Raw genomic sequence first — 25,438 nt, 5'->3', positions numbered from 1 at the left:
GATCACCCCGGAGTCGCCGGAAGAAAGCTCTGGACAGTGGGCTCCGCCCACGGGCCGGCAGGTCCCAGGGGCGAGTAGAACCGGCAGCGCGACCCCAATGAGGGGGCGGTGCTACGGCACCGCCAAGGAGGGTGGTACCGCGGGAGCGCGAGCTCTCGTCCCTCCGGACGGAGAACGCAGCAGGTGTCCGCCGGAGGAAGCCCCCGATGAGTCCGCAGCCCCAGTACCGCCAGGTGCCCGCCCAGGTAGACCTTCCCGCCCTTGAGCACGCCGTGCTTGAGTTCTGGCAGGAGCAGAAGGTCTTCGCCCGTACCCTCCAGCAGTCCGAGGGACGGCCCGAATGGGTCTTCTACGAAGGCCCCCCGACCGCCAACGGCATGCCCGGCGCCCACCACATCGAGGCACGCGTCTTCAAGGACGTCTTCCCCCGGTTCCGCACGATGCAGGGCTACCACGTCGGCCGCAAGGCCGGCTGGGACTGTCACGGTCTCCCGGTCGAGCTGGCCGTGGAGAAGGAGCTGGGCTTCAACGGCAAGAAGGACATCGAGGCGTACGGCATCGCCGAGTTCAACGCCAAGTGCCGCGAGTCGGTGACCCGCCACACCGACGCCTTCGCCGAGCTCACCACCCGCATGGGCTACTGGACCGACCTCGACGACCCGTACCGCACGATGGACCCGCAGTACATCGAGTCGGTGTGGTGGTCGCTGAAGGAGATCTTCAACAAGGGCCTGCTGGTCCAGGACCACCGCGTCGCCCCCTGGTGCCCGCGCTGCGGCACCGGCCTGTCGGACCACGAGCTGGCCCAGGGCTACGAAACCGTCGTCGACCCCTCGGTCTTCGTCCGGCTCCCGCTGACCTCCGGCCCGCTCGCCGGCCAGGCCGCCCTCCTGATCTGGACGACCACCCCCTGGACCCTGGTCTCCAACACCGCCGTCGCCGCACACCCCGACGTCACCTACGTCGTCGCCACCGACGGCACGGAGAAGCTGGTCGTCGCCGCGCCGCTGCTGGAGAAGGCCCTCGGCGAGGGCTGGACCGCCACCGGCCAGTCCTTCACCGGCCGCGAGATGGAGCGCTGGTCCTACGAGCGCCCGTTCTCCCTCGTCGAGCTGGAGGGCGCCAACTTCGTCGTCAACGCCGAGTACGTCACGACCGAGGACGGCACCGGCCTCGTCCACCAGGCCCCGGCCTTCGGCGAGGACGACCTCAAGACCTGCAAGGCGTACGACCTGCCGGTGGTCAACCCGGTCCGCCCGGACGGCACCTTCGAGGACGGGCTGACGCTGGTCGGCGGCCAGTTCTTCAAGAAGGCCGACGAGGCGCTGGTGGCCGATCTCGACGCCCGCGGCCTGCTGTTCAAGCACATCGCCTACGAGCACAGCTACCCGCACTGCTGGCGCTGCCACACCGCGCTGCTCTACTACGCCCAGCCGTCGTGGTACATCCGCACGACCGCGGTCAAGGACGCCCTGCTCCGCGAGAACGAGAACACCAACTGGTTCCCGGACTCGGTCAAGCACGGCCGGTTCGGCGACTGGCTCAACAACAACATCGACTGGGCACTGTCCCGCAACCGCTACTGGGGCACCCCGCTCCCCATCTGGCGCTGCGAGGACAACCACCTCACCTGCGTCGGCTCGCTCGACGAGCTGACCGAGCTGACCGGCGCCGACCAGTCCGCCCTGGACCCGCACCGTCCGTTCATCGACGACGTCACCTTCGCCTGCCCGACGTGCCAGGGGACCGCGACCCGCGTCCCGGAGGTCATCGACGCCTGGTACGACTCCGGGTCGATGCCGTTCGCGCAGTGGGGCTACCCGTACCGCAACAAGGAGCTCTTCGAGAAGCGCTACCCGGCGCAGTTCATCTCGGAGGCCATCGACCAGACGCGCGGGTGGTTCTACACCCTGATGGCGGTCGGCACCCTCGTCTTCGACAAGTCGTCGTACGAGAACGTCGTCTGCCTGGGCCATATCCTCGCCGAGGACGGCCGCAAGATGTCCAAGCACCTGGGCAACATCCTCCAGCCGATCCCGCTCATGGACCAGCACGGCGCCGACGCGGTCCGCTGGTTCATGGCCGCCGGCGGCTCGCCGTGGTCCGCCCGCCGGGTGGGCCACACCACCATCCAGGAAGTCGTCCGCAAGACGCTGCTGACGTACTGGAACACCGTCGCCTTCCAGGCGCTGTACGCCCGTACCTCCGAGTGGGCACCGTCCGCGGCCGACCCGGCGCCGGCCGACCGTCCGCTCCTGGACCGCTGGCTGCTCGGTGAGCTGAACACGCTGGTGGCGGGCGTCACCGAGGCCCTGGAGGCCTACGACACCCAGCGGGCCGGGAAGCTCCTCTCCACCTTCGTCGACGACCTCTCCAACTGGTACGTCCGGCGCTCCCGCCGCCGCTTCTGGCAGGGCGACGCGGCCGCGCTGCGCACCCTCCACGAGGTCATCGAGACCGTCACCCGCCTCATGGCGCCGCTCACCCCGTTCATCACCGAGCGGGTCTGGCAGGATCTGGTCGCCCCGGTGAGCGCGGACGCCCCGGACTCCGTCCACCTCTCCAGCTGGCCGGTCGCCGACCAGGCCCTCATCGACCCGGCCCTCTCCAGCCAGATGCTGCTGGTCCGGCGCCTGGTCGAGCTGGGCCGGGCCACCCGTGCCGAGTCCGGCGTGAAGACCCGCCAGCCGCTGTCCCGCGCGCTGGTCGCGGCCGCCGGCTTCGCGGACCTCTCCGAGGACCTGCGCGCGCAGATCGCCGAGGAGCTCAACGTCAGCTCGCTGGCCTCACTGTCCGAGGTGGGCGGCTCCCTCGTGGACACTACGGCCAAGGCCAATTTCCGTGCCTTGGGCAAGCGGTTCGGCAAGGGTGTCCAGGCGGTCGCCAAGGCCGTCGCCGAGGCGGACGCCGCGGCCCTCTCGCTCGCGCTGCGCAACGGCACGGCGAGCGTCGAGGTCGACGGTGAGACCGTCTCCCTCGCCCCCGACGAGGTCATCATCACCGAGACCCCGCGCGAGGGCTGGTCGGTGGCCTCCGACTCCGGCGCGACGGTCGCCCTCGACCTGGAGATCACTCCGGAGCTGCGCCGGGCGGGCCTGGCCCGCGACGCCATCCGCCTGATCCAGGAGGCCCGTAAGAACAGCGGCCTGGACGTCGCCGACCGGATCGCGCTGCGCTGGCAGTCCGCCGACGACGAGCTGCGTACGGCGCTGACCGACCACGCGGGTCTGATCTCCGACGAGGTCCTGGCGGCGGACTTCGCCCCCGGCGAGGTGGCCGAGGACGGCTACGGCGAGGCCTTCACGGACGAGGCCCTGGGCCTGACGTTCCGCCTCCGCAAGGCGTAAGCGGCCCCAGCCCCTGACGAAGCCCCCGGCGCACCAGGCGCCGGGGGCTTCGCCGTATCCGCGGCGGACTCGGCGGCACGGCCGCAAAAAGGGCCGGGCCCCTGGGGAGCAACTCCCCAGGGGCCCGGCCCTGATTGCCGACTACGCGTGCCCTACGCGGGCGTCAGTTGTCGTCCTCGTCGATGAGGAAGCCACGCATCGGTGACGGCGCCTGCTGCATCGGCGACGGGCCCTGCGGCCGCACCGGAGCCATCGGCTGGGTCATCGCCGGCGACATCTGCTGCTGACCGCCGTAGGACGGACCGCCGCCGGACGGGCCGGCCATCGAGTGGTTGCCGCCCATGGACTGGTTGCCACCCATGGTGTGGTTGCCGCCCATCGTGCCCGCACCGGCCGACGCCATCGAGGGGGACGGCGGCAGCGAAGCGGCCGCCGGGGTCCGCGGCGGGGCCAGCGAGTCGTCGGCCTGGTTCTCCAGCTGACGCAGCTGGCTCTCCAGGTACGACTTCAGCCGGGTACGGTACTCGCGCTCGAAGCCACGCAGGTCCTCGACCTTGCGCTCCAGCGTCGCGCGGGCCGACTCCAGCGAGCCCATCGCCACGCGGTGCTTCTCCTGCGCGTCCCGCTCCAGGGCGTCGGCCTTGGCGCGGGCGTCCCGCTCCAGGCCCTCGGCACGGCTGCGCGCCTCGCCGACGATCTTGTTGGCCTCGGAACGGGCCTCCGCGATCGCCTGGTCGGCGGTCTGCTGCGCCAGCGACAGCACACGAGCGGCGCTGTCACCGCCGGGACCGCCCTGCTGCTGCGGCTGCGGCATCTGCTGCGGACCGGGGCCGCCCATCGGGCCGCCCAGAGGGCCACCGGGGCCCATCGGACCGGGACCGTGGCCCTGCGGGCCATGACCACCGGGACCTGGAGGCAGCTGCGGTGCACCACCGGGCAGTTGGGGCGGGCCACCCATCCCCTGCTGCTGCGGCGGGACCGGCTGCGGACCGGATATGGCGGCGGGCACGGGGGCCCCGCCACGCTGCTGCTGCTCCTGCTGCTGGTCGGGTCCCTTGCGCAGGCCCTGCTGCTGCTGGTTCTGCGCGGCGGCGCGGGTGGCAGCGGCCAGCTTGGCGCGGAGGTCCTCGTTCTCGCGCAGCAGGCGGGTCAGTTCGGCTTCGACCTCATCGAGGAAGGCATCGACCTCGTCCTCGTCATAGCCTTCTCGGAGGCGGACGGTCGTGAACTGCTTGTTCCGCACGTCCTCGGGGGTCAACGGCATCTCTACTTCACCTCAACGTAGTCGTCGGCAATCGGCAAGACCGTATCGTTCACACCAACAACACCGACCTCACGACGGTGATCAGGATGTACACGATGATCATCAATACGAAGAAGGACAGGTCGAGCGCCACGCCCCCGAGACGCAGCGGCGGAATGACCCGCCGCAGAAGCTTGAGTGGCGGATCGGTCACAGTGTAGGTGGCCTCCAGAACGACCACCATCGCCTTGCCGGGTTGCCATGAACGGGCGAACTGGAAGACATAGTCCATCACCAGCCGGAAGATCAACACGATCAGGAAGCAGTACAGCGCGATATAGATCACCTGACCAAAGACACTCATCTCGCGCGTCCCTCTCCCCTTGATCCTTGCTGGCCTCGCGGCCTTGGTGTGCCCGGTGTTGCGTCTCAGCTCTGGTTGAAGAACCCGCCCTCTGCGATACGGGCCTTGTCCTCCGCCGTGACATCGACGTTAGCAGGCGACAACAGGAACACCTTCTGCGTCACCCGCTCGATGCTGCCGTGAAGACCAAACACCAAACCGGCCGCAAAGTCGACAAGTCGCTTCGCGTCGGTGTCATCCATCTCCGTGAGATTCATGATCACCGGAGTGCCCTCACGGAAGTGTTCCCCGATGGTACGGGCTTCGTTGTAGGTCCGGGGGTGCAGTGTGGTGATGCGGTAGGGCTCCCGCTCGGACACAACCTTGGGCATGATCACCGGTGCGTTCTTCTCCAGATTCGGGCGGTCGGGTGTGATGGATGCCACTGGGGCGATTCGCGCGGGTCGTCCGCTTTCCGCGGCGAGAGGAGTGGGCTCGCGCTGCGCCGGGGGCGTCACGACTCGGACGGGTTCCTCCCGTTCCGGGCGCGTTTCGGCCTGCACTTGGTGCTGCTGCCGCCGTCCCCGATCGGGCTCCGGGTCAAGCTCGGGCTCGAACTCGTCGTCGGGGTCGAAGCCCCGGCCGTCGTACCCATCGTCCTCCACGAGGCCGAGGTAGACCGCCATCTTGCGCATCGCGCCGGCCATTCTCTGCGTCCTCCGCTCTGTGGTGGATCGGCTCCGTCACCGGGCGCCTTGGATCCACGCGGCCTGCCCGCTTTTTGCGGGAATGACCATATTTTGTGCTGTGGTCCGACTTGCTTGGCGACGTTACCCGAGCCGTGGTCGGACTCCGAGTACCGCAGTACCGACGCGCACATGTGTCGCCCCGGCTGCTACGGCGTCTTCGAGGTCCGCACTCATGCCTGCTGACACCATGTTGGCAGCAGGATGGGTCGCGCGCAGGTCGGATGAGATTTCCATGAGTCGCTCAAAAGCCGCGAGTTGGCGTCCGGCGTACGGACCGGACAGCGGCGCGACGGTCATCACACCGTCCAGCCGCAGACCTTGGGCACCGGCGATCGCCTCACCGAGCGCCGGAACGGCGTCCGGCGCCGCCCCTCCGCGGTCGGCCCGCGCGGCAATCCGCGCGGTGCTGCTCCCGCCCACCCGCCCGGCGCCGCTCCCGCCCACCCCTCCGGCGTTCCCCGACTCGGCGTCAAGTGCCACCTGGATCAGGCAGCCCAGCTCCCTCCCCGTGCGCACCGCCTCCCGGGAGAGCGCGGTAACCAACTTGGGCCGGTCGACCGATTGAACAATTCCGGCGTAACCGGCCACAGACCGCACCTTGTTGGTCTGCAACTGGCCGACGAAGTGCCAAGTAAGGGGCAGATCAGCACATTCGGCAGCCTTGGGTGCCGCATCCTGATCGCGGTTCTCCGCGACATGCCGCACTCCCAGCTCCGCCAGCAGCCGGACATCGCTCGCGGGGTAGGTCTTGGTGACCACGATCAGGGTCACTTCGTCACGTGGGCGGCCGGCCTTGGAACAGGCTGCGGAGATACGTTCCTCCACCTGTGCCAGGTTGTCGGCCAGTTGCGTCCTGCGGTCGTCCGTCACTGCTTCACCCTCCCCCAACCTTCGGCCGGGAGGTGCCCCCAAGCCATACATAGCTCGCCTGCCGCCCGGTTGCGCGGTCGCGCCGGTAGGAGAAGTAGTCCGCCGACTCCAGCGTGCAGATGTGGGAATCATCACTCAACTGCACGCCGGCTGCGGCGAGTTGGGCGCGTACACCCGCGGTGACATCCACCGCCGGGGTGCCCCAGGTGGTCGTCGACCGGGTCTCCGGGACCACCGCGGCGACCTCGGAGCGCATCGCCTCGGGCACTTCGTAGCAGCGCCCGCAGACCGCGGGTCCGGTGTATGCGACGATCCGTCCCGGTTCGGCCCCGAGTGCCACCATCGCCTCGACGGCCGCCGGAACGACTCCGGCGACCAGGCCCGGCCGGCCGGCGTGGGCGGCCCCCGTGATCCCGGCGACCGGGTCCGCGAGCAGCACCGGAGTGCAGTCGGCGGTCAGTACGGCGAGCGCGAGGCCCCGGCGGGCGGTCACCACCGCGTCCACACAAGGGACCTCGCCGGTACGCCATGGTCCGTCGACCACCGCCACATCCCGGCCGTGGACCTGGTTCATCCAGACCACCGCGGCCGGGTCGAGGCCGAGTTCCTTGGCGGCGAGTTCGCGGTTGGCGCGGACCGCCTGCGGGTCGTCGCCGACCGCGCCGCCCAGATTGAGCTGGTCATACGGAGCGGCGCTCACCCCGCCCCACCTGTCGGTGAAGGCGAAGTGCGCGCCGCTCTCGTGGTGCTGTTGCCCTATCACGTGGGTGCTTCGGTCACTTCAGGAAGTCGGGGACGTCCAGCTCCTCGGCCGCGGTGTCCGAGTACGGACGGGCCGGGGGAACCTGCGGGGCGCTCGCCGGGGGCGCCGGCACCTCACCCAGCGACGAGGTCTCGGCCGGGGCCGGCTCTTCGTCCCGTACCGGCACCGCGCCCAGGCCGCCGAAGGCCGACGACCGCGGTTCGGCCGGGGCGGCCGGACGGCTCGGGGCCGGCGTCGGCTCCTCGCGCTTCGCCGAGGTCAGCCCGGTCGCCGCCGAGTCGCGTCGGGCCGGCGGCTGCCCCCCGTCAAAACCCGCCGCGATCACGGTCACCCGGACCTCGTCGCCCAGCGCGTCGTCGATGACCGCACCGAAGATGATGTTGGCCTCGGGGTGCGCGGCCTCGCTGACCAGTTGCGCGGCCTCGTTGATCTCGAAGAGACCGAGGTCGGAACCGCCGGAGATGGAGAGCAGCACACCGCGGGCGCCGTCGATGGACGCCTCCAGGAGCGGCGAGGAGATCGCCATCTCCGCGGCGGCCACCGCGCGGTCGTCGCCGCGCGCCGAGCCGATACCCATCAGGGCCGAGCCGGCCTCCGACATCACGGACTTGACGTCGGCGAAGTCCAGGTTGATCAGGCCCGGGGTGGTGATCAGGTCGGTGATGCCCTGGACACCCGACAGCAGCACCTGGTCCGCAGACTTGAACGCGTCGAGCACGCTCACCTGGCGGTCCGAGATGGACAGCAGTCGGTCATTGGGAATCACGATGAGGGTGTCGACCTCTTCGCGCAGCTGCGCGATGCCGTCCTCGGCCTGGTTGGCGCGACGGCGGCCCTCAAAGGTGAACGGCCGGGTGACCACACCGATCGTCAGGGCGCCCAGCGAGCGGGCGATGTTGGCGACGACGGGCGCGCCGCCGGTGCCGGTGCCGCCGCCCTCACCCGCGGTCACGAAGACCATGTCGGCCCCCTTGAGGACCTCCTCGATCTCCTCGCGGTGGTCCTCGGCCGCCTTGCGACCCACATCCGGGTTGGCGCCCGCGCCGAGTCCGCGCGTCATTTCGCGACCGACGTCGAGTTTGACGTCGGCGTCGCTCATCAGCAGCGCCTGCGCATCGGTATTGATCGCGATGAACTCGACGCCCTTGAGCCCGACCTCGATCATCCGGTTGATGGCGTTCACGCCACCGCCGCCGATGCCGACGACCTTGATGACTGCGAGGTAGTTCTGCGGTGCTGCCACGTCGAAGGCCTCTCGCCTCGAGTTACGTGTCGTCGCCTCACATTCCGTGTGGACGCCGACTGATGCCGATTGGGACGGTTCCGTATCGCCGACCCGAACCCTAACGTTCAAGTTTAGGGTTACCTGTGTCTGTGTTCCTTGGTTCCATAGTCCCTTTGGAACGAGACACTAAGTCGACAAGGCGCGCGCGTTCAACGAACACGCCGAACCTCCCGTTTTTCTTTTCACCCTATGTGATCACCCATAGTCGTAGCCATCCAGGGTGCTGGCCTGCGGCTACACACGTCAACTCCCCGACACCGCAGGCGCACTGGGCACCGAGATGTCGAAGTGGCGCGCGTCACCCGCCGCTTTCAGCAGCGCGACGAGGACCTTTGCCTTCTGAACACCCTGTTCCTCGCTTCCCCACAGGACCGTGCGGCCCCCTGTCAGTTCGAGGGTGAGGGAGTCGTAAGACCGTACGCGGACCTTGTGTACGTCCTTGTGTACGGCCTTGGGCAGGCGCGCGATGACGCCGACCGCGGAGCGTCGCAACCGGTCGGTTCCGAACCGGTACAGACTCCGGGAGTCCGATGCGGTCATTTCCAGAAGCGGAACGCCCTTGGGAGCGGTGGCGACAGTGGCGAAACGGACGCCCTCGACGTCCACTTCGACAAACTTTCCGCCCGATCGGATCAGGAGTTCCGGCGTCCTTTCGGTCACTTTGAGACCGATGGTGTGCGGCCAGGAGCGCACGACATCAACGGATTTGATGCGTGGCAGGCGCGCACGGAGCCGGTCGGCCATCGCGTCGGTGTCCACCGAGACCAGCGGCGTATTCACCGGGGCATCGGCCACGGCAATGACTTCCCCCGGTGTCAGGACCTTGGTGCCTTCGGTCTTGACGTGTTCCACGCGCAGCCAGTTCGACCCGTACAGGGCCCAGACGCCGAACGCTCCGAACAGCACCACGAGAACCAGTGTGATCATCAGGCCGCGACGGCCCGGCGTACGAAAGGGAATCCGGAGCCGGGGGAACCACCGCGCGCGGGACGGCGAGGAAGAGGGCGGGCCGGCCGGCGATTTCTTCTGGTTCCCCGCGCCGCGCCGGGCGGTTGTCGGTCCGGCCACGCTCCCCTGCTCTCTCTCGTCCGCTACCGGTTCTGGGCGATCGCCTCGTACACCATGCCGACCAGCAGCTCATCGGCGTCCCGGCGGCCGAACTCGGAGGCCGCGCGGGACATCTCGTACAACCGGTGCGGATCGGCCAGGACCGGAAGCACGGTGCTCTGCACCCACTCCGTGGTCAGCTGGGCGTCATCGACCAGCAGGCCGCCGCCGGCGTTGACCAGCGGCTGGGCGTTGAGCCGCTGTTCGCCGTTGCCGATGGGCAGCGGGACGAACGCGGCGGGGAGCCCGACGGCGGACAGTTCGGCGACGGTCATCGCGCCCGCACGGCAGAGCATCATGTCGGCCGCCGCGTACGCAAGATCCATCCGGTCCACGTACGGTACCGGGACATACGGCGGCATCCCGGGCATGTTGTCCACGTGCGGCAGTTCGTTCTTCGGGCCGACCGCGTGCAGGACCTGGATGCCGGAGCGCTGCAGCGCCGGTACCGCGGCCTGGATGACCTCGTTCAGCCGGCGGGCGCCCTGCGAACCGCCGGACACCAGCAGTGTCGGCAGGTTGGGGTCGAGACCGAAGGCGGCGCGCGCCTCGGGGCGGACCGCCGCACGGTCCAGGGTGGCGATGGTGCGGCGCAGCGGGATCCCGACATAGCGGGCACCGCGCAGCTTGCTGTCCGGGGTGCTGACGGCGACGAACTTGGCGTACCGGGAGCCGATCTTGTTGGCCAGGCCGGGGCGGGCATTGGCCTCATGGACGATGATCGGCACGCCGAGCCGCTTGGCGGCCAGATAGCCGGGCAGCGCCACATAGCCGCCGAAGCCGACGACGCAGTCCGCCTTCGTGCGCTCCAGGATCTGCTCGGCGGCCTTGATCGTGCCGCGCAGCCGCCCGGGGACGGTGATCAGTTCGGGGGTGGGCTTGCGCGGCAGCGGTACGGCCGGGATCAGGCCGAGCTCATAGCCGCGCTCCGGGACGAGCCTGGTCTCCAGGCCCTTCTCCGTGCCGAGTGCCGTGATCCCCACGGTCGGGTCCTGCCTCCGCAGGGCGTCCGCGAGGGCGAGCGCGGGCTCGATGTGGCCGGCGGTCCCCCCACCGGCGAGTACGACATGCACCGAAATTCACCGCTCTCCGGACGGTCGCTTCTTGACGCGCCGTCTCATCGTCTTCCATCTCACCCCAGCCGGCCTTCTACCGAAAACCGGTGTCCGCGCCGACCGGGCCGCCAACGCCGCCCGTGCAGCGGGCTCGTCACGCGCGAAGGCGATCAGCAGCCCGATGGCGAACATCGTCGGCAGCAGGGCGGAGCCTCCGTAGGAGAACAGCGGGAGCGGGACACCGGCGATCGGCAACAGGCCGAGCACCGCACCGATATTGATCATGGCCTGGGCCGTGATCCAGGTGGTCACGCCTCCCGCGGCGTACCGTACGAAGGGATCCTCCGTGCGTCCGGCCACGCGGATACCCGCATAGCCTAGAGCCGCGAAGAGCGCGAGCACCGACAGCGTCCCCGCCAGACCCAGTTCCTCCCCGGTGATGGCGAAAATGAAGTCGGTGTGCGGTTCAGGGAGTTCTCCCCATTTTTCCATACTCGCGCCGAGCCCGGAACCGAAGAATCCGCCCGACGCCAGGGCATAGATCCCGTGGACGGCCTGCCAGCACTGATCACCGGGGCCCGGGTCGGTCGCGCCGATGCAGGCCAGCCGGGACATCCGGTTGGCGCTGGTCGTGATCAGCAGCGCGCCGATCACCGCGGCGCCGCCGAGGACGCCCACGAAAAGCCGGGTGGGGGCGCCGGCCAGCCACAGCAGTCCGAAGACGATCGCCGTGAGAATGATCGCGGTGCCCATGTCGCCGCCGAGCATGATCAGCCCGAGCAGCAGAAAGGCGACCGGGATCAGCGGCACCAGCAGATGCTTCCACTGCACCAGCAGCTTCTTGTCCTGCTTGCGGGCCAGCAGATCGGCGCCCCACAGGACGAGCGCGAGTTTGCCGAACTCGCTCGGTTGCATCTGGAAAGGTCCGCCCAGGCTGATCCAGTTCTGGTTGCCGTTGACCGCGACCCCTATGCCCGGAATCTGCACCAGGCCCATGAGGAACACCGACCCGGCGAGCAGTGGATAGGCCAGCGCGCGGTGCAGCTTGACGGACGTCCGGGAGGCGAGCAGCAGCATTCCGCCGCCGAGGACGGCCGCGAGCAGCTGCTTACGGAAGAAGTACGTCGGGGCGAGACCGGACTGCATGGCCTTGATCTGGGAGGCCGAGTAGACCATCACCAGGCCCAGGACGGTGATCAGCAGGCTGCCGCCGAGGATCAGGTAGTAGGCGGTCAGCGGCCGGTCCCAGGCCCGTTTCGCCCGGGTGTAGAGCCGGCGGGGGGCGCGGGGGCCGCGCGGACGGGGTCTCCCGGAGGGTCGGCCGCCGCGCGACGGGCGCACCGTGGAGGTCCGACGTCCCGGGCGCGGCGGGGCGGACGGGCTCCCACCCGCCCGCCCTGTCTTCGCTGGCCGGACGGTCATCCTCGTCCCCTCCACAGGTGCGCTCGCCGCGGGTGCCCGACGGCTGCGGGGACTGGCTAGTGATCCTCTGCGGTCAGCTCACCGACCGCGTCGGCGAAGGCTTCGCCCCGCTTGTTGTAGTTGACGAACATGTCCATGGAGGCACAGGCCGGGGCCAGCAGGACCGTGTCACCGGGCTCGGCCAGACGGGTCGCCTGGCGGACCGCCTCGGACATCGCCCCAGTGTCGGTCCGGTCGAGGTCGACGACCGGGACATCGGGGGCGTGTCGCGCCAGCGCTTCGCGAATCAGCGCCCGGTCGGCGCCGATCAGCACCACACCGCGCAGCCGCGCCACCGACCTGCGCACGAGCTCGTCGAAGGTCGCGCCCTTGGCCAGGCCGCCGGCGATCCACACGATGTGCTCGTACGCCGCCAAGGACGCCTCGGCGGCGTGGGTGTTGGTGGCCTTGGAGTCGTCGATGTAGCTGACGCCGTCGACGTCCGCGATGTGCTGGATGCGGTGCGCGTCCGGTTGGAAGGCACGCAGTCCGTCGCGTACGGCAGCGGCGGGCACGCCGAAGGCACGGGCCAGTGCCGCGGCCGCGAGGGCGTTGGCGATGTTGTGCGGCGCCGCTTTCCCTGACTGGGGTGCGACGTCCGAGACCTCAGCGAGCTCCTGGGCCTGCTGCTGCCGGTTCTCGACGAAGGCGCGGTCGACGAGGATGCCCTCGACGACGCCGAGTTGGGAGGGCCCCGGAGTGCCGAGGGTGAAGCCGACGGCGCGGCAGCCCTCCTCGACGTCGGCCGCCCGGACCAGGTCCTCCGTCACCGGATCGGCGACGTTGTAGACGCAGGCGACGGTGTTGCCCTCGTAGATGCGGCCCTTGTCGGCGGCGTACGCCTCCATGGAGCCGTGCCAGTCCAGGTGGTCGGGCGCCAGGTTGAGGACGACCGCGGAGTGCGCCCGTACCGAGGGCGCCCAGTGCAGCTGGTAGCTGGAGAGCTCCACCGCGAGAACGTCATAGGGCCCGTACGACTCGCCGCCCTCCCGGCCCTCGCCGAGCACCACGTCGACGAGCGGGACGCCGATGTTGCCGACGGCGGCGGTCCGCAGACCGGCCGCCTTCAGGATCGAGGCCAGCATCTGGACGGTGGTGGTCTTGCCGTTGGTGCCGGTGACCGCCAGCCAGGGGGCGGAGTCGGGACCGCGCAGCCGCCAGGCCAGCTCGACGTCGCCCCACACCTCGATGCCGGCCTTCTCGGCCGCGAGGAAGAGCGGGCTGGTCGGCTTCCACCCCGGGGTGGTGACCACCAGTTCGGTGCCCTCGGGGAGCGTGTCACCGTCGCCGAGGCGGACGGTGACGCCCAGCGCCTCCAGTTCGGCGGCCTGCGCGCGCTCGCGCTCACCGTCGCTGCTGTTGACGACGGTGACGTGGGCGCCGAGGCCGGCCAGGGCGCGGGCGGCGGGAACGCCGCTCACGCCCAGACCGGCGACGGTGATGTGCCGGCCGGCGAGGTCCTGGGGGTCCCGCGGGTGCTGCGCGGTCACTTGGCCGCCTGCCAGCCGCCGTAGAAGATGCCGAGTCCGACGATCACGCACATGCCCTGGATGATCCAGAATCTGACCACCACAAGGACTTCCGACCACCCCTTGAGTTCGAAGTGGTGCTGGAGTGGCGCCATCCGGAAGACCCGCTTGCCGGTGAGCTTGAAGGAGCCGACCTGGATGACGACGGACATGGTGATCAGGACGAAGAGGCCACCGAGGAGCGCCAGCAGCAGCTCCGTACGGGAGCAGATCGCCAAACCGGCGAGCGCGCCGCCCAGGGCCAGCGAGCCGGTGTCGCCCATGAAGATCTTGGCGGGCGAGGTGTTCCACCACAGGAAGCCGAAGCAGGCACCCATCAGCGCCGAGGCGACGACCGCGAGGTCGAGCGGATCGCGGACCTCGTAACAGCCGGGTCCGGCGGTGGGCACGTTGGCGCAGGACTCCTGGTGCTGCCAGATGCCGATGAAGGTGTACGCGCCGAAGACCATCACCGAGGCGCCGGTCGCCAGACCGTCGAGGCCGTCGGTGAGGTTCACACCGTTGGACATCGCCAGGATCATGAACAGCGCCCAGATCACGAAGATCACCGGGCCGACCTGCCAGCCGAAGTCCTGGGTGAAGGACAGCCGGTCGGACGCCGGGGTCTGCCCGCGCAGATCCGCGAACTGCAGCGACAGCACCGCGAAGGCGATGCCGACGATCAGCTGGCCGGCCATCTTCGCCTTGGCCCGCAGGCCCAGCGAACGCTGCTTGACGATCTTGATGTAGTCGTCCAGGAAGCCGACCAGGCCCATGCCCGCCATCAGGAACAGCACCAGCACACCGGAGAAGGTGGGGTCGCTGCTCGTGATCACCTTGGTCAGCGCATACGCGATGATCGTGGCCAGGATGAAGGCGATACCACCCATGGTGGGGGTACCGCGCTTGCTGTGGTGGTCGCGCGGGCCGTCGTCACGGATGAACTGCCCGTAACCCTTTTTGGCCAGCAGCTTGATCAGCACCGGGGTGCCGATCAAGGTCAGGAAGAGCCCGATCATTCCGGAGAAGAGGATCTGCTTCATCGAGTTCATCGGGACGCGGCTCCGCCCTCAGCGACCGAAACGCCCTCGCCGTCCAGCAATGCTGCGGCGACCCGCTCCAGTCCCACCGACCTGGACGCCTTCACCAGCACGACGTCTCCCGGTCGCAGCTCGCTGCGCAACAGGTCGACCGCCGCCCGCGCGTCGGACACGTGCACCGACTCCTCACCCCACGAACCCTCGTTCTTGGCGCCCATGTCGAGCCAGGCCGCTTCCCTGCCGCCGACTGCCACGAGCTTGCTGACGTTGAGCCGGACGACCAGCCGTCCGACCGCGTCGTGTTCGGCGAGCGAGTCCTCGCCGAGCTCGGCCATCTCACCGAGCACCGCCCACGTACGACCGCCCTTCGCCTTGGCGGCTGCGCCCATCGCGACCAGCGCTCGTAGCGCCGCTCGCATGGACTCGGGGTTCGCGTTGTAGGCGTCGTTGACGACCGTCACGCCATCCGCGCGCTCGGTGACCTCCATCCGCCAGCGGGAGAGCGTGCCGGCTTCGGAGAGCGCGGTGGCGATCTCGTCTACGGGCATGCCCAACTCATGGGCGACGGCGGCCGCGGCGAGCGCGTTCGACACGTGGTGCTCACCGTACAGCCGCATGGTCACATCGCTGCACCCGGAGGGTGTGTGAAGCGTGAAAGCGGGGCGGCCCTGATCGGTGAGCCGGACATTCTCGGCACGTACATCGGCGTCCGGGGCCTCGCCGAAGAGCACCGTACGGGCCTTCGTGCGGGACGCCATGGCACGTACGTACGGATCGTCCGCGTTGAGCACCGCGCGGCCGCCGTTCTCCGCCGAGGGCAGCGCCTCGACGAGTTCGCCCTTTGCCTCAGCGATCCGCTCGCGGCCGCCGAACTCGCCGATGTGCGCGGTGCCGACGTTCAGCACCACACCGATCGACGGCGGGGTCAGCCCGGCGAGATAGCGGATGTGGCCGACGCCGCGGGCGCCCATCTCCAGGACGAGATTCCGGGTGCCGGCCTCGGCGCGCAGCGCGGTCAGCGGCAGCCCGATCTCGTTGTTGAGGTTCCCTTCGGGCCAGACGGTCGGGCCGTGCCGCTGCAAAAGCTGGGCGATCAGGTCCTTGGTGCTGGTCTTGCCGGCCGAGCCGGTGAGGCCGACGACGGTGGCGCCGAGGCGCTCGACGACGGCGCGGGCGAGCGCGCCGAGCGCGGCGACAACGTCGTCAACCACGATGGCAGGGACGCCTACGGGGCGGGCGGCCAGTACGGCCACCGCGCCCGCCTCTACGGCGCCCGCGGCGAAGTCATGGCCGTCGACACGTTCACCGGCGAAGGCCACGAACAGGCCGCCGGGGCGGACCTGGCGGGAGTCCGTCACGACCGGCCCGGTGACCTGGAGGCCGTCATCCGGTATGTCGTGCTGCTGCCCGCCGACGATGCTGGTGATCTCGGCGAGGGACAGGGAGATCACAGGTCACCCCCGGTGTGAAGCAGGCAGTGACGGGGGAAGGGTTGTACGCGCATGGCGATGTGTCATCCCTGGTGGTTCGGCTGCGGCGATTGCTGCGACTGCTGTGACTTCAACGAGTCCTCGATGGCATCGCGCAGCACCTGGCGGTCGTCGAAGGGGCGGACCACTCCGGCGATGTCCTGGCCCTGCTCGTGGCCCTTGCCCGCGACGATCACGGTGTCGCCGGGCTCGGCGCGGGCGACGACGGCGGCGATGGCGGCGGCCCGCTCTTCTTCGACCAGCACCGTGCCGCGTTCGTGGATGGGGACCTCGGCGGCCCCCGCGAGCATGGTGGCGAGGATCGCGAGCGGGTCCTCGGTACGGGGGTTGTCGGAGGTCAGGACGGCGGTGTCGGCGAGGCGGGCCACCGCGGCGCCCATCGGGACGCGCTTGTGCGGGTCACGGTCGCCGCCGCAGCCCAGGACGGCGTGCAGCTTGCCGCCGGTGACCTTGCGCAACGCGCGCAGAACCGATTCGACGGCGTCGGTCTTGTGCGCGTAGTCGACGACGGCCAGGTAGGGCTGGCCCGCGTCCACGCGCTCCAGGCGGCCGGGGACACCGGGGACCGCGGCGACGCCGTCGGCGGCGGTCTGCGGGTCGATGCCGGCGGCGACGAGGGACGTGATGGCGGCGAGCGCGTTGGCGACGTTGAACGGGCCGGCGATCGGGGAGGCCGCGCGCAGCGTCTGGCCGTCCGGGCCGTGCACGGTGAAGGTCGAGCCGAGCGCACCCACCTCGACGTCCGAGGCGCGCCAGTCCGCATCCGGGTGGCCCTCCGCGGAGAAGGTGGTCACCGGGACCTCGGACTCGCCCTCGGCGAGCCGCTTGCCGTATTCGTCGTCGAGGTTGACGACGCCGGCGCGGCTGCGGGCCTTGGTGAACAGCCGGGCCTTGGCCTGGAAGTAGTCCTCCATGCCGGAGTGGAACTCCATGTGCTCCGGGCTGAGGTTGTTGAAGATCGCGACGTCGAAGACACAGCCGTCGACGCGGCCGAGGACCAGCGCGTGGCTGGAGACCTCCATGGCGACCGCCCGGACACCGCGCTCGCGCATGACGGCGAACAGCGCCTGCAGGTCGGTGGCCTCGGGGGTGGTGCGCTCGGACTTGATGCGCTCGTCGCCGATCCGGGTCTCGACGGTGCCGATCAGGCCGGTCAGCGAGCCGTCCGTCTTCGCCGCCGCGGCCCGCAGACCGCCCTCGATGAGGTACGCGGTGGTGGTCTTGCCGGAGGTGCCCGTGATGCCGATCTGGAGGAGGTCCTCGCCCGGCGCCCCGTAGATCGAGACGGCCAGCGCGCCCATACGGGAGCGCGGGTTCTCGACGACGAGGACCGGCAGGCCGGTCTCGGCGGCGCGTTCCTCGCCCGACGGGTCGGTCAGGATCGCCGCGGCGCCGAGGTCGGCGGCCTGCGCGACGAAGTCGGCGCCGTGCAGACGGGCGCCGGGCAGGGCCGCGTAGACATCGCCGGGGCGGACCGCGCGGGAGTCGTGCGTGATGCCGGTGACCGCAACGGGGGACTCGCCGGGGGCAGGAGCCTGGATGCCCAGCTGCTCGGCCAGATCCGCCAGGGGTGTGGGGCGGACCTGCTCGGGGCGGGGCGCTCCCGGATATTTGCCGGGTTCGCCCTTCTCACCGGTCTGGGCTTTGGGGGACTGATCAGAGCGTGACACGGCGGTGAGCGTACCGGGCACAACGGGCTCGGGGCGAAGTGAGGGCCGCGCCGAGGAGCAGTTACCGGATGCGGAAGTGCCGTCGGGGGTGATGGTCGTCACGGCGGTATTGCCTCGATTTCATTGGCCTGGCTTGAACGTGACCGGCAGCCGCGGGGGCTGGGCGCCGGTCGGCGGGACCTGGAGGGTTTTCAGCGCGAACGCCATGACCTGCTGGTAGATCGGACCGCACACCTGGCCGCCGAAGTAGCTGCCCTTGGTGGGGTTCTGGACGGCGCAGTAGACGGTGATACGGGGCTTGTCGGCGGGCGCGAAGCCGGCGAAGGAGGCGGTGTAGCCGTGGTAGCGGCCGGTCCTGGGGTCCACCCGGTTGGAGGTGCCGGTCTTGCCGCCCACCCGGTACCCGGCGATCTTCGCCTTCGAGCCGGTGCCTTCCTCGTCGTCCACCACGGACTCCAGCATGGCGGCGAGCGTGCCGGCGGTCTTCTTGCTGACCACCCGGTTCTTCGCGGGCTTGGGCGCCGGGACGTACCGGCCGTCGGGCCCGGTGGTGCCGCGGACGAGCGAGGGGGCGATGCGCTCGCCGCCGTTGGCGATCGTGGAGTAGACGGAGGCGGCCTGGACGGCGTTGAGGGACAGTCCCTGGCCGAACGGGATCGTGTACTGCTGCGAGGTGTTCCAGTCCTGCGGCTTGGCCAGGATGCCGGCCGTCTCACCCGGGAAGCCGAGCCCGGTCGGCTTCCCGATCCCGAATTCCCGCAGGTAGGAGTAGAGCACCTGGTTGGACTGGCGCTGGGTCCTGCCGAGCTGGCCGGCCGCCAGGATGGTGCCGATGTTGCTGGACTTGGCGAGCACGCCGTTGAGCGTGAGATGCCAGGTGGGGTGGTCGATGTCGTCGGCGAACAGCCGGTCGCCGCGGTGCAGCCGGTTGGGCACGGTGACCCGGGTGGCGGGGGTGGCGACGCCCTCCTCCAGGACGGCGGCCATCGACATCAGCTTGCTGGTGGAGCCCGGCTCGTACGCGTCGGAGAGCGCGGCGTTGCCCAGCGCCGCCGGGTCGGCCTTCGACACGTCGTTGGGGTCGAAGCCCGGCGAGTTGGCCAGCGCGAGGATCTCACCGGTCCGGGTGTCCTGGACGACGACGTAGCCGCGGTCCGCCCGGGAGGCCGCGACCTGTTTGGTGATGGCCTGCTGCGCCGCCCACTGGATGTCGCGGTCGAGGGTGAGCTCGACGTCGGTGCCCGGGACCGCGGGGTGCTCCTGGGTATCGGCGGTGGGGACCCGGCGGCCGCCGGACTGGGCGTAGACGAACTTGCCGTCCTTGCCCGCGAGCTGCTGGTCGAGCCGGGCCTCCAGGCCGCCGCGGCCCTTGCCCTCGCTGTTGACGAAGCCGAGGACGCCGGCGGCCAGGTTCTTGTTGGGGTAGACGCGCTTGCTGTGCTTGTCGGCGAAGATTCCGACGAGGACGTTCGGGCGGGGCGCCCGCTTGGGGGCGGCGGCCGCCTTGGCGTCCAGGGTCTTACGGAGGTCCTTGATCTTCTTCCAGACCTGCGGGGTCTGCTGCCGGGAGAGCAGGACGTAGCGCGCCTTGGGCTTGGCGAGCTTCGCCGCGAGGGTGCCCTTGTCCTCGTGGAGGATCGGCGCGAGCAGCGCCGCGGCCCGCTGCGGAGCGTCGTCGATCTTGGTCTTGTCGGGCGCCAGCAGGCTCGGGTCGGCGGTGATGTCGTACGCGTCCACGGTGGTGGCCAGGTCGACGCCGTCCCGGTCGGTGATCGCGCCGCGCTCGGCGGCCAGCTTGACCGGGACATAGCGGTTCTCGTTGGCCTTGGCGGCGAACGCCCCGGCGTCCACGGCCTGCACCTGGAAGAGCCGTACGACGAAGACCAGCATCACCACGGTCAGCCCGAGGGAGACCAGCCGCAGCCGGGGCCGCGGGCGGCCGAGGCGGAGCGGGGCGGCGCCGGAGCGGGGGCGTACGGGACGGGCGGCGGGGCGGCGGGCGGCGGAGGGCCTGGCGGCCTGTCCGGAGGCCGGCCTGGACGCCTGTGGGGACGCCTTTCTGGGGGCCGCCGAGGGTCTGGGGGCGGCGGGCTCGGCGGCGGTCCGCTCGGCGGCGGTCCGCTTGGCGGCCGGGCGCTGCGGGGTGCCGCCCCGGCCGGCCTGGCCACCGCGGTTTCCGGCCTGGCCACGCCCGGTGGGGCGCGGGACGCGGCGGCGGGGGTCCCTGGGCTCGGTCATACCGTGCTCTCCAGGGCGGGGGCGGCGGGTGCGGTGCACGGGTCGGCGGCCTGGCGCGTCACGGGGTCACCTGCCGGAGGTCGTCGGGAAGAGGGCGGCCGCGATGCCGGACGCCGGACCGATGGGGGCGGGTGGTGCGGAAGAGGCGGAGAGTGCCGGGGAGGCGGTCGTGCCCGAGGCCTCCGGCAGCACCGGGGCGACCGGCGACACCGGTGCCCTCAGCGGACCCGGGAGCGGCGGCGCGGCGGGGGCCTTCAGCACCGACGCGTCGGAGCCGACCTCGTTCGGCTTGCCCCGGACCGTGCCGTCCGGCAGCAGGAACGCCGGGTTGCCGCCCGGCACCATCCCCAGCTCCCGGGCGCGCTTTTCGAGGGCGCCCGGGGCGGAGTACGCGTCCACGTCCTGCTGCAGCGCCTGCTGCTCGTCCGTCAGGTCGTCGGTCTTCTTCTCCAGGTTGCTGAGCTCGAACGACCCTTGGTTGAGGGCGGAGTTGAGCAGCAGGAGCGCGATCAGCCCGGAGCCCAGCAGTACGACGACCAGAAGCACAAAAGGCGTGCGCGCGGCAGTGCCGGCGCCGGAGGGGAAGAGCGCGGAGAGGCGTCCCGGCCTTCCGCGCGGCCGCCCCTGGCCGGTCACACTGCGCCCTTGGCGTTCTCGACGTTCTCGCGGATGCGCTCCGCTCCGCGCAGCCGGGCCGGGGCCGCCCGCCGGTTCTCGGCGACCTCCTCCTCCGTGGGGAGTTCCGCGCCCCGGGTCAGCAGCTTCAGACGGGGCTGGTAGCGCTCGGGGACAACCGGCAGCCCGGCCGGTGCGGTGGTGGCCGCGCCGGCCGCGAAGACCTGCTTGACCAGGCGGTCCTCCAGGGAGTGGTAGGAGAGCACGGCGATCCGGCCACCGACCGCCAGCGCCTTCACCGCGGCCGGAATGGCCCGCTCCACACTCGCCAGCTCACCGTTGACCTCGATGCGCAGCGCCTGGAACGTGCGCTTCGCGGGGTTGCCGCCGGTGCGCTTGGCGGCCTGGGGCAGCGCGTCGCGGATCAGCTCGACCAGCCGCGCGCTGTTGGTGAACGGCTCCTTGGCGCGCTCGCGGACGATCGCCGAGACGATCCGCTTGGCCTGCTTCTCCTCACCGTAGGCACGCAGGATCCGGACCAGTTCCCCGGGCGCGTAGGTGTTGAGGACGTCGGCGGCGCTAATGCCCGTCGACTGGTCCATCCGCATGTCCAGCGGGGCGTCCTGCGCGTACGCGAAGCCGCGGTCGGCCTCGTCGAGCTGCATGGAGGAGACACCGAGGTCGAACAGGACGCCCTGGACGCGCGGCAGCCCGAGCCGGTCGAGGACCTCGGGGAGCTCGTCGTAGACGGCGTGCACCAGGGTGGCGCGCTCTCCGTACGGGGCCAGCCGCTCCCCCGCGAGCCTCAGGGCGGCCGGGTCGCGGTCGAGTGCCACGAGACGGGCCGACGGGAAGGTGGAGAGCAGCGCCTCGCTGTGCCCTCCGAGGCCGAGCGTGCAGTCGACGACAACCGCTCCGGGCTCGGCGAGCGCAGGGGCGAGCATGTCCAGACAACGCTGGAGCATCACGGGTACGTGGCGGGTATTGCTACTCATGCGCCTTCCGATGGGTGGCGGCAGGTGGGTCCCCCCGGCCGTTGGCTGGGGTAGTGCCGCACGTACCGCTTGGTCCCCGCCCGCTCTGAAGGGGAAGTGGTTCTCCGGCGACGGGGAAGTGACGTCGGAGGACCGGTGGAGCGGGAGGAGGCCGAGCCGTACGTACGAAGTGCGTACGTCAGGGACTCGGGATCCAAGGAGAGCGTCGCGCCTCCCACTTCGCGCCACTTTAGTCCACCGGGTGCCCCGGTCAATCAACCGGTTCCGCGCGTCCCGCGACGGCTTTCGCACATCCTTCGCACAGCCCTCTCACCCGGCCTCTCACCCGGACGGCGGAGACGCGGAGACTCATGTGGGTTACCTCACAAGGAGTTACGTTGACCCCTATGCCCGTCCTCACATGCGGCCAAATGTCGCCCTGACGATTACCGTGAGGACATGCCCATATCTGCGTCGCAGCCGATGTCCACGTCCGCCGACAGCGCCGCCGTCCCTACCGGTGGCACGATCACCGACCGCCTCGTCGAGGCCAACCGGCGCTATGCCGCCGCATTCCGCGACCCCGGAATGGATGCCCACCCCGTCCTCAAGGTCGCCGTCGTGGCTTGTATGGACGCCCGGCTCGACCTGCACGACGCGCTGGGCCTGGAGCTCGGCGACTGCCACACCATCCGCAACGCCGGCGGTGTGGTCACCGACGACATCATCCGCTCACTGACGATCAGCCAGCGCGCGCTGGGCACCCGCTCGGTCGTGCTCATCCACCACACCGGCTGCGGGCTACTGAACCTGACCGAGGACTTCCGGCACGAGCTGGCGGCCGAGGTCGGCCAGCGTCCCACCTGGGCCGTCGAAGCGTTCAAGGACCTCGACGAGGACGTACGGCAGTCCATGCAGCGGGTGCGCACCTCGCCCTTCCTGCCGCACACGGACGACGTCCGCGGCTTTGTCTTCGACGTGACAACCGGTCTGCTGCGGGAGATCGACCCGCGGAGCTGACACATCCGGCGGGGCGGCCGCCCGGAGCGAAGCGCAGGTGGCGGGATCGCCGGGGACGGTCCGGACATATCGCCCCGAGTTATCCACAGGCCATGACGCGAGGCCTCGCGGACGGCAAGAATGCGTACGTGACGTTGCCCCGGCGGCTGCCGGGCGCAGCGTCCGTATGCGGGGTGGGCCGGGTCCGTACAGGGGGGCGCCGGCCCGATATGGGGAATTCCCAGCTCCTTACAGAGCGCGGGGAGGGGCCGAGGAGGGCCGAGTGACGACGTATGACGAACGAGCGAGCCTCAGCGATCTGACCACCACGGGCGAGCGTGTTCACCGGTCTGTGGAGGGTGTGATCGAGGGCAAGCCGGAGGTCGTACGGCTCTCGCTGACCGTGCTGCTGGCCGAGGGGCATCTGCTCATCGAGGATGTGCCGGGCGTGGGCAAGACCATGCTCGCCAAGGCGCTGGCCCGCTCCATCGACTGCTCGGTGCAGCGCATCCAGTTCACGCCGGATCTGCTGCCCTCCGACATCACCGGTGTCAGCGTGTACGACCAGCAGCGGAAGGAATTCGAGTTCAAGCCCGGCGCGATCTTCGCCCAGATCGTGATCGGCGACGAGATCAACCGCGCTTCGCCCAAGACCCAGTCGGCGCTCCTGGAATCCATGGAGGAGCGCCAGGTCACGATGGACGGGCAGACCTACGAGCTGCCCAGCCCGTTCATGGTCATCGCGACGCAGAACCCGGTGGAGATGGAGGGCACCTACCCCCTCCCGGAGGCGCAGCGGGACCGCTTCATGGCGCGGGTGTCGATCGGCTATCCGAGCCCGGCCGCCGAGCTGCAGATGCTGGACGTACACGGCGGCGCCTCTCCGCTGGACGACCTCCAGCCGGTCGCGCACGCCCACGAGATCGTGAAGCTGATAGAGGCGGTGCGTACCGTCCATGTCTCCGAAGCGGTGCGCAGATACGCGGTGGATCTGGTGTCGGCCACCCGAAGCCACCCCGATCTGCGGCTGGGCGCCTCGCCGCGGGCCACGCTGCATCTGCTGCGGGCCGCGAAGTCCGCGGCGGCGCTCGCCGGGCGGGAGTACGCGCTGCCGGACGATGTGCAGTCGCTGGCGGTGGCGGTGCTCGCGCACCGGCTGCTGCCCACCGCCCAGGCCCAGTTGAACCGCCGCACCGCCGAACAGGTCGTACTGGAGATCCTGCGGCGCACCCCGGTGCCGGACCCGTCCGCGCAGCAATGGCGGCAGATCCGCGACCAGCCGCCCGGGGCACGGGGGTTGTGATGTCCGACGGGGGGAGCGGGGGCGACGAGGGGACTCCGGAGCGGGGCGGACTGCGGGCGGCCCTCGGGGGGCTGACGACGCGCGGCCGGTCGTTCCTGGCGGCCGGGGTGGCCGCCGCGGTGTGCTCGTACCTCCTGGGGCAAGCGGATCTGCTGCGGGTCGGGCTGCTGCTGGCGGCGCTGCCACTGGTGTGTGTCGTCGTCCTGCACCGCACCCGCTACCGCCTCGCGGGCAGCCGTACCCTCTCCCCCGCCCGGGTGCCCGCGGCCGCCGAATCCCGGGTCCGGCTGCTGATCGAGAACGTCTCCCGGCTGCCAACCGGCGTGCTGATGCTCCAGGACCGGGTGCCGTACGTCCTCGGGCCGCGGCCGCGCTTCGTCCTGGACCGGGTGGAGGCCGGCGGCCGCCGCGAGGTGGCCTACCGCGTCCGCTCCGACCTGCGCGGACGCTATCCGCTGGGGCCGCTGCAGCTGCGGCTGTCGGACCCGTTCGGGATGTGCGAGCTGACCCGTTCCTTCAGCGCGTTCGACACCCTGACGGTGGTGCCCCGGGCCGAGCCGCTGCCGCCGGTCCGGCTGGCGGGCGAGGTGTCGGGGTACGGCGACGGGCGGCAGCGTTCGCTGGCGCTGGCCGGCGAGGACGATGTCATCCCGCGCGGCTACCGCCATGGCGACGATCTGCGCCGGGTCCACTGGCGGTCCACCGCGCGCCACGGCGAGTTGATGGTCCGCAGGGAGGAGCAGCCGCAGAAGGCGCGCTGCTCGGTGCTGCTCGACACCCGCTACACGGCCCACCGGGGAGCCGGGCCGGACTCGGCCTTCGAGTGGGCGGTCTCGGGCGCCGCGTCGGTCGCGCTGCATCTGCTGGAGCGGGGGTTCTCGGTGCGGCTGCTGACCGACACCGGCACCTCGGTGCCGGGCCCGGACGGCGCCGGCGGCACCGCGTCCGCGGACGCGGCGGGCCTGCTGCTGGACACCCTCGCCGTCGTGGAGCACTCCGACGAGGAGGGGCTCTCGGCGGCGTACGACGCGCTGCGCGGCGGCAACGAAGGCCTGCTGATCGCGTTCTTCGGCGATCTGGACGAGGAGCAGGCGGCGGTCGCCGGGCGGATGCGGCAGCGCACCGGCGCGGCCGTCGCCTTCGTCCTGGACGGCGACGGCTGGACGCGGGGTCCGGGCGGGATCAGGTTCTCCGGCGACCAGGTGCCGCTGGCCGAACGGCTGCGGATGCTGCGCGAGGCGGGCTGGACGGCACTGCCGGTGGCCCCCGGCGCCTCGCTCGCCGACCTCTGGCGGACGGCGGACCGGGCCGGGATGCGCCTGGAGCGGACGGCGGAAACCGGGGCGGCGCCGACGGGGGGCGGTGCATGAGCGGGGGG

The 25,438-nt window shown here is 70.7% G+C and carries 20 protein-coding genes; 4 read left to right on the top strand and 16 right to left on the bottom strand.

Features of this window, described 5'->3' with window-relative positions:
- Window positions 1–206: 206 nt before the first annotated feature.
- The gene (ileS, locus tag AB0I10_RS06630) at window positions 207–3,347 is read left to right on the top strand and encodes an isoleucine--tRNA ligase (RefSeq protein ID WP_363151216.1); all 3,141 of its coding nucleotides are present in this window, start codon (window positions 207–209) and stop codon (window positions 3,345–3,347) included.
- 163 nt (window positions 3,348–3,510) lie between these two features.
- Here ileS and AB0I10_RS06625 read toward each other — a convergent pair whose 3' ends face one another.
- From AB0I10_RS06625 to rsmH, 16 genes are all read right to left on the bottom strand, one after another.
- On the bottom strand, window positions 3,511–4,611 hold the full coding sequence (locus AB0I10_RS06625; protein ID WP_363151215.1) for a DivIVA domain-containing protein: 1,101 nt from the start codon (window positions 4,609–4,611) through the stop codon (window positions 3,511–3,513).
- 49 nt (window positions 4,612–4,660) lie between these two features.
- Window positions 4,661–4,954 (bottom strand): YggT family protein, encoded by a 294-nt coding sequence (locus AB0I10_RS06620; protein ID WP_044364269.1) that lies wholly within the window; start codon window positions 4,952–4,954, stop codon window positions 4,661–4,663.
- Window positions 4,955–5,019: 65 nt separating this feature from the next.
- A complete protein-coding gene (sepF, locus tag AB0I10_RS06615) occupies window positions 5,020–5,640 on the bottom strand; it encodes a cell division protein SepF (RefSeq protein WP_363151214.1) in 621 nt (206 codons plus the stop codon).
- Window positions 5,641–5,763: 123 nt separating this feature from the next.
- Entirely contained in the window at window positions 5,764–6,603 is an 840-nt protein-coding gene (locus AB0I10_RS06610) for a YggS family pyridoxal phosphate enzyme (RefSeq protein ID WP_363151213.1), read from the bottom strand.
- Window positions 6,557–7,315 carry a peptidoglycan editing factor PgeF gene (pgeF, locus tag AB0I10_RS06605; RefSeq protein WP_363151212.1) on the bottom strand — a complete coding sequence of 253 codons (759 nt, stop codon included), beginning with the start codon at window positions 7,313–7,315 and terminating at the stop codon, window positions 6,557–6,559. The genes AB0I10_RS06610 and pgeF overlap by 47 nt, the downstream gene beginning before the upstream one ends.
- Before the next feature lie 13 nt (window positions 7,316–7,328).
- Window positions 7,329–8,558 carry a cell division protein FtsZ gene (gene ftsZ, locus AB0I10_RS06600; RefSeq protein ID WP_363151211.1) on the bottom strand — a complete coding sequence of 410 codons (1,230 nt, stop codon included), beginning with the start codon at window positions 8,556–8,558 and terminating at the stop codon, window positions 7,329–7,331.
- A gap of 285 nt (window positions 8,559–8,843) precedes the next feature.
- Window positions 8,844–9,668, bottom strand: coding sequence for an FtsQ-type POTRA domain-containing protein (locus AB0I10_RS06595; RefSeq protein ID WP_363151210.1), 825 nt, complete (start codon window positions 9,666–9,668; stop codon window positions 8,844–8,846).
- Window positions 9,669–9,691: 23 nt separating this feature from the next.
- Window positions 9,692–10,780: an undecaprenyldiphospho-muramoylpentapeptide beta-N-acetylglucosaminyltransferase gene (gene murG, locus AB0I10_RS06590; protein ID WP_363151209.1), complete on the bottom strand. Its 1,089-nt coding sequence runs from the start codon at window positions 10,778–10,780 to the stop codon at window positions 9,692–9,694.
- Window positions 10,781–10,786: 6 nt separating this feature from the next.
- Entirely contained in the window at window positions 10,787–12,184 is a 1,398-nt protein-coding gene (ftsW, locus tag AB0I10_RS06585) for a putative lipid II flippase FtsW (protein ID WP_363151208.1), read from the bottom strand.
- A 56-nt stretch (window positions 12,185–12,240) separates the two neighbouring features.
- Window positions 12,241–13,713 carry a UDP-N-acetylmuramoyl-L-alanine--D-glutamate ligase gene (gene murD / locus AB0I10_RS06580; RefSeq protein WP_363151207.1) on the bottom strand — a complete coding sequence of 491 codons (1,473 nt, stop codon included), beginning with the start codon at window positions 13,711–13,713 and terminating at the stop codon, window positions 12,241–12,243.
- The gene (gene mraY, locus AB0I10_RS06575; protein ID WP_363151328.1) at window positions 13,710–14,774 is read right to left on the bottom strand and encodes a phospho-N-acetylmuramoyl-pentapeptide-transferase; all 1,065 of its coding nucleotides are present in this window, start codon (window positions 14,772–14,774) and stop codon (window positions 13,710–13,712) included. The genes murD and mraY overlap by 4 nt, the downstream gene beginning before the upstream one ends.
- Before the next feature lie 5 nt (window positions 14,775–14,779).
- On the bottom strand, window positions 14,780–16,222 hold the full coding sequence (gene murF, locus AB0I10_RS06570) for a UDP-N-acetylmuramoyl-tripeptide--D-alanyl-D-alanine ligase (RefSeq protein WP_363151206.1): 1,443 nt from the start codon (window positions 16,220–16,222) through the stop codon (window positions 14,780–14,782).
- A 62-nt stretch (window positions 16,223–16,284) separates the two neighbouring features.
- Window positions 16,285–18,033 (bottom strand): UDP-N-acetylmuramoyl-L-alanyl-D-glutamate--2,6-diaminopimelate ligase, encoded by a 1,749-nt coding sequence (locus AB0I10_RS06565; RefSeq protein WP_363151205.1) that lies wholly within the window; start codon window positions 18,031–18,033, stop codon window positions 16,285–16,287.
- 18 nt (window positions 18,034–18,051) lie between these two features.
- A complete protein-coding gene (locus AB0I10_RS06560; RefSeq protein ID WP_363151204.1) occupies window positions 18,052–20,169 on the bottom strand; it encodes a penicillin-binding protein 2 in 2,118 nt (705 codons plus the stop codon).
- A gap of 66 nt (window positions 20,170–20,235) precedes the next feature.
- A complete protein-coding gene (locus AB0I10_RS06555) occupies window positions 20,236–20,805 on the bottom strand; it encodes a septum formation initiator family protein (protein WP_363151203.1) in 570 nt (189 codons plus the stop codon).
- Window positions 20,802–21,779 carry a 16S rRNA (cytosine(1402)-N(4))-methyltransferase RsmH gene (gene rsmH / locus AB0I10_RS06550; protein WP_363151202.1) on the bottom strand — a complete coding sequence of 326 codons (978 nt, stop codon included), beginning with the start codon at window positions 21,777–21,779 and terminating at the stop codon, window positions 20,802–20,804. The genes AB0I10_RS06555 and rsmH overlap by 4 nt, the downstream gene beginning before the upstream one ends.
- A gap of 438 nt (window positions 21,780–22,217) precedes the next feature.
- On the opposite strand from rsmH, the gene AB0I10_RS06545 reads away from it, so the two are divergent.
- From AB0I10_RS06545 to AB0I10_RS06535, 3 genes are all read left to right on the top strand, one after another.
- On the top strand, window positions 22,218–22,778 hold the full coding sequence (locus AB0I10_RS06545) for a carbonic anhydrase (protein WP_363151201.1): 561 nt from the start codon (window positions 22,218–22,220) through the stop codon (window positions 22,776–22,778).
- 262 nt (window positions 22,779–23,040) lie between these two features.
- A complete protein-coding gene (locus tag AB0I10_RS06540; RefSeq protein WP_363151200.1) occupies window positions 23,041–24,060 on the top strand; it encodes a MoxR family ATPase in 1,020 nt (339 codons plus the stop codon).
- Entirely contained in the window at window positions 24,060–25,430 is a 1,371-nt protein-coding gene (locus AB0I10_RS06535) for a DUF58 domain-containing protein (protein ID WP_363151199.1), read from the top strand. The genes AB0I10_RS06540 and AB0I10_RS06535 overlap by 1 nt, the downstream gene beginning before the upstream one ends.
- Window positions 25,431–25,438 lie beyond the last annotated feature (8 nt).

This window comes from Streptomyces sp. NPDC050636 (genome assembly GCF_040654775.1).
Classification (GTDB): Bacteria; Actinomycetota; Actinomycetes; order Streptomycetales; family Streptomycetaceae; genus Streptomyces.
Note: the sequence above shows the minus strand (reverse complement) of the source record. Positions and strands in the feature narration are given on the sequence as shown.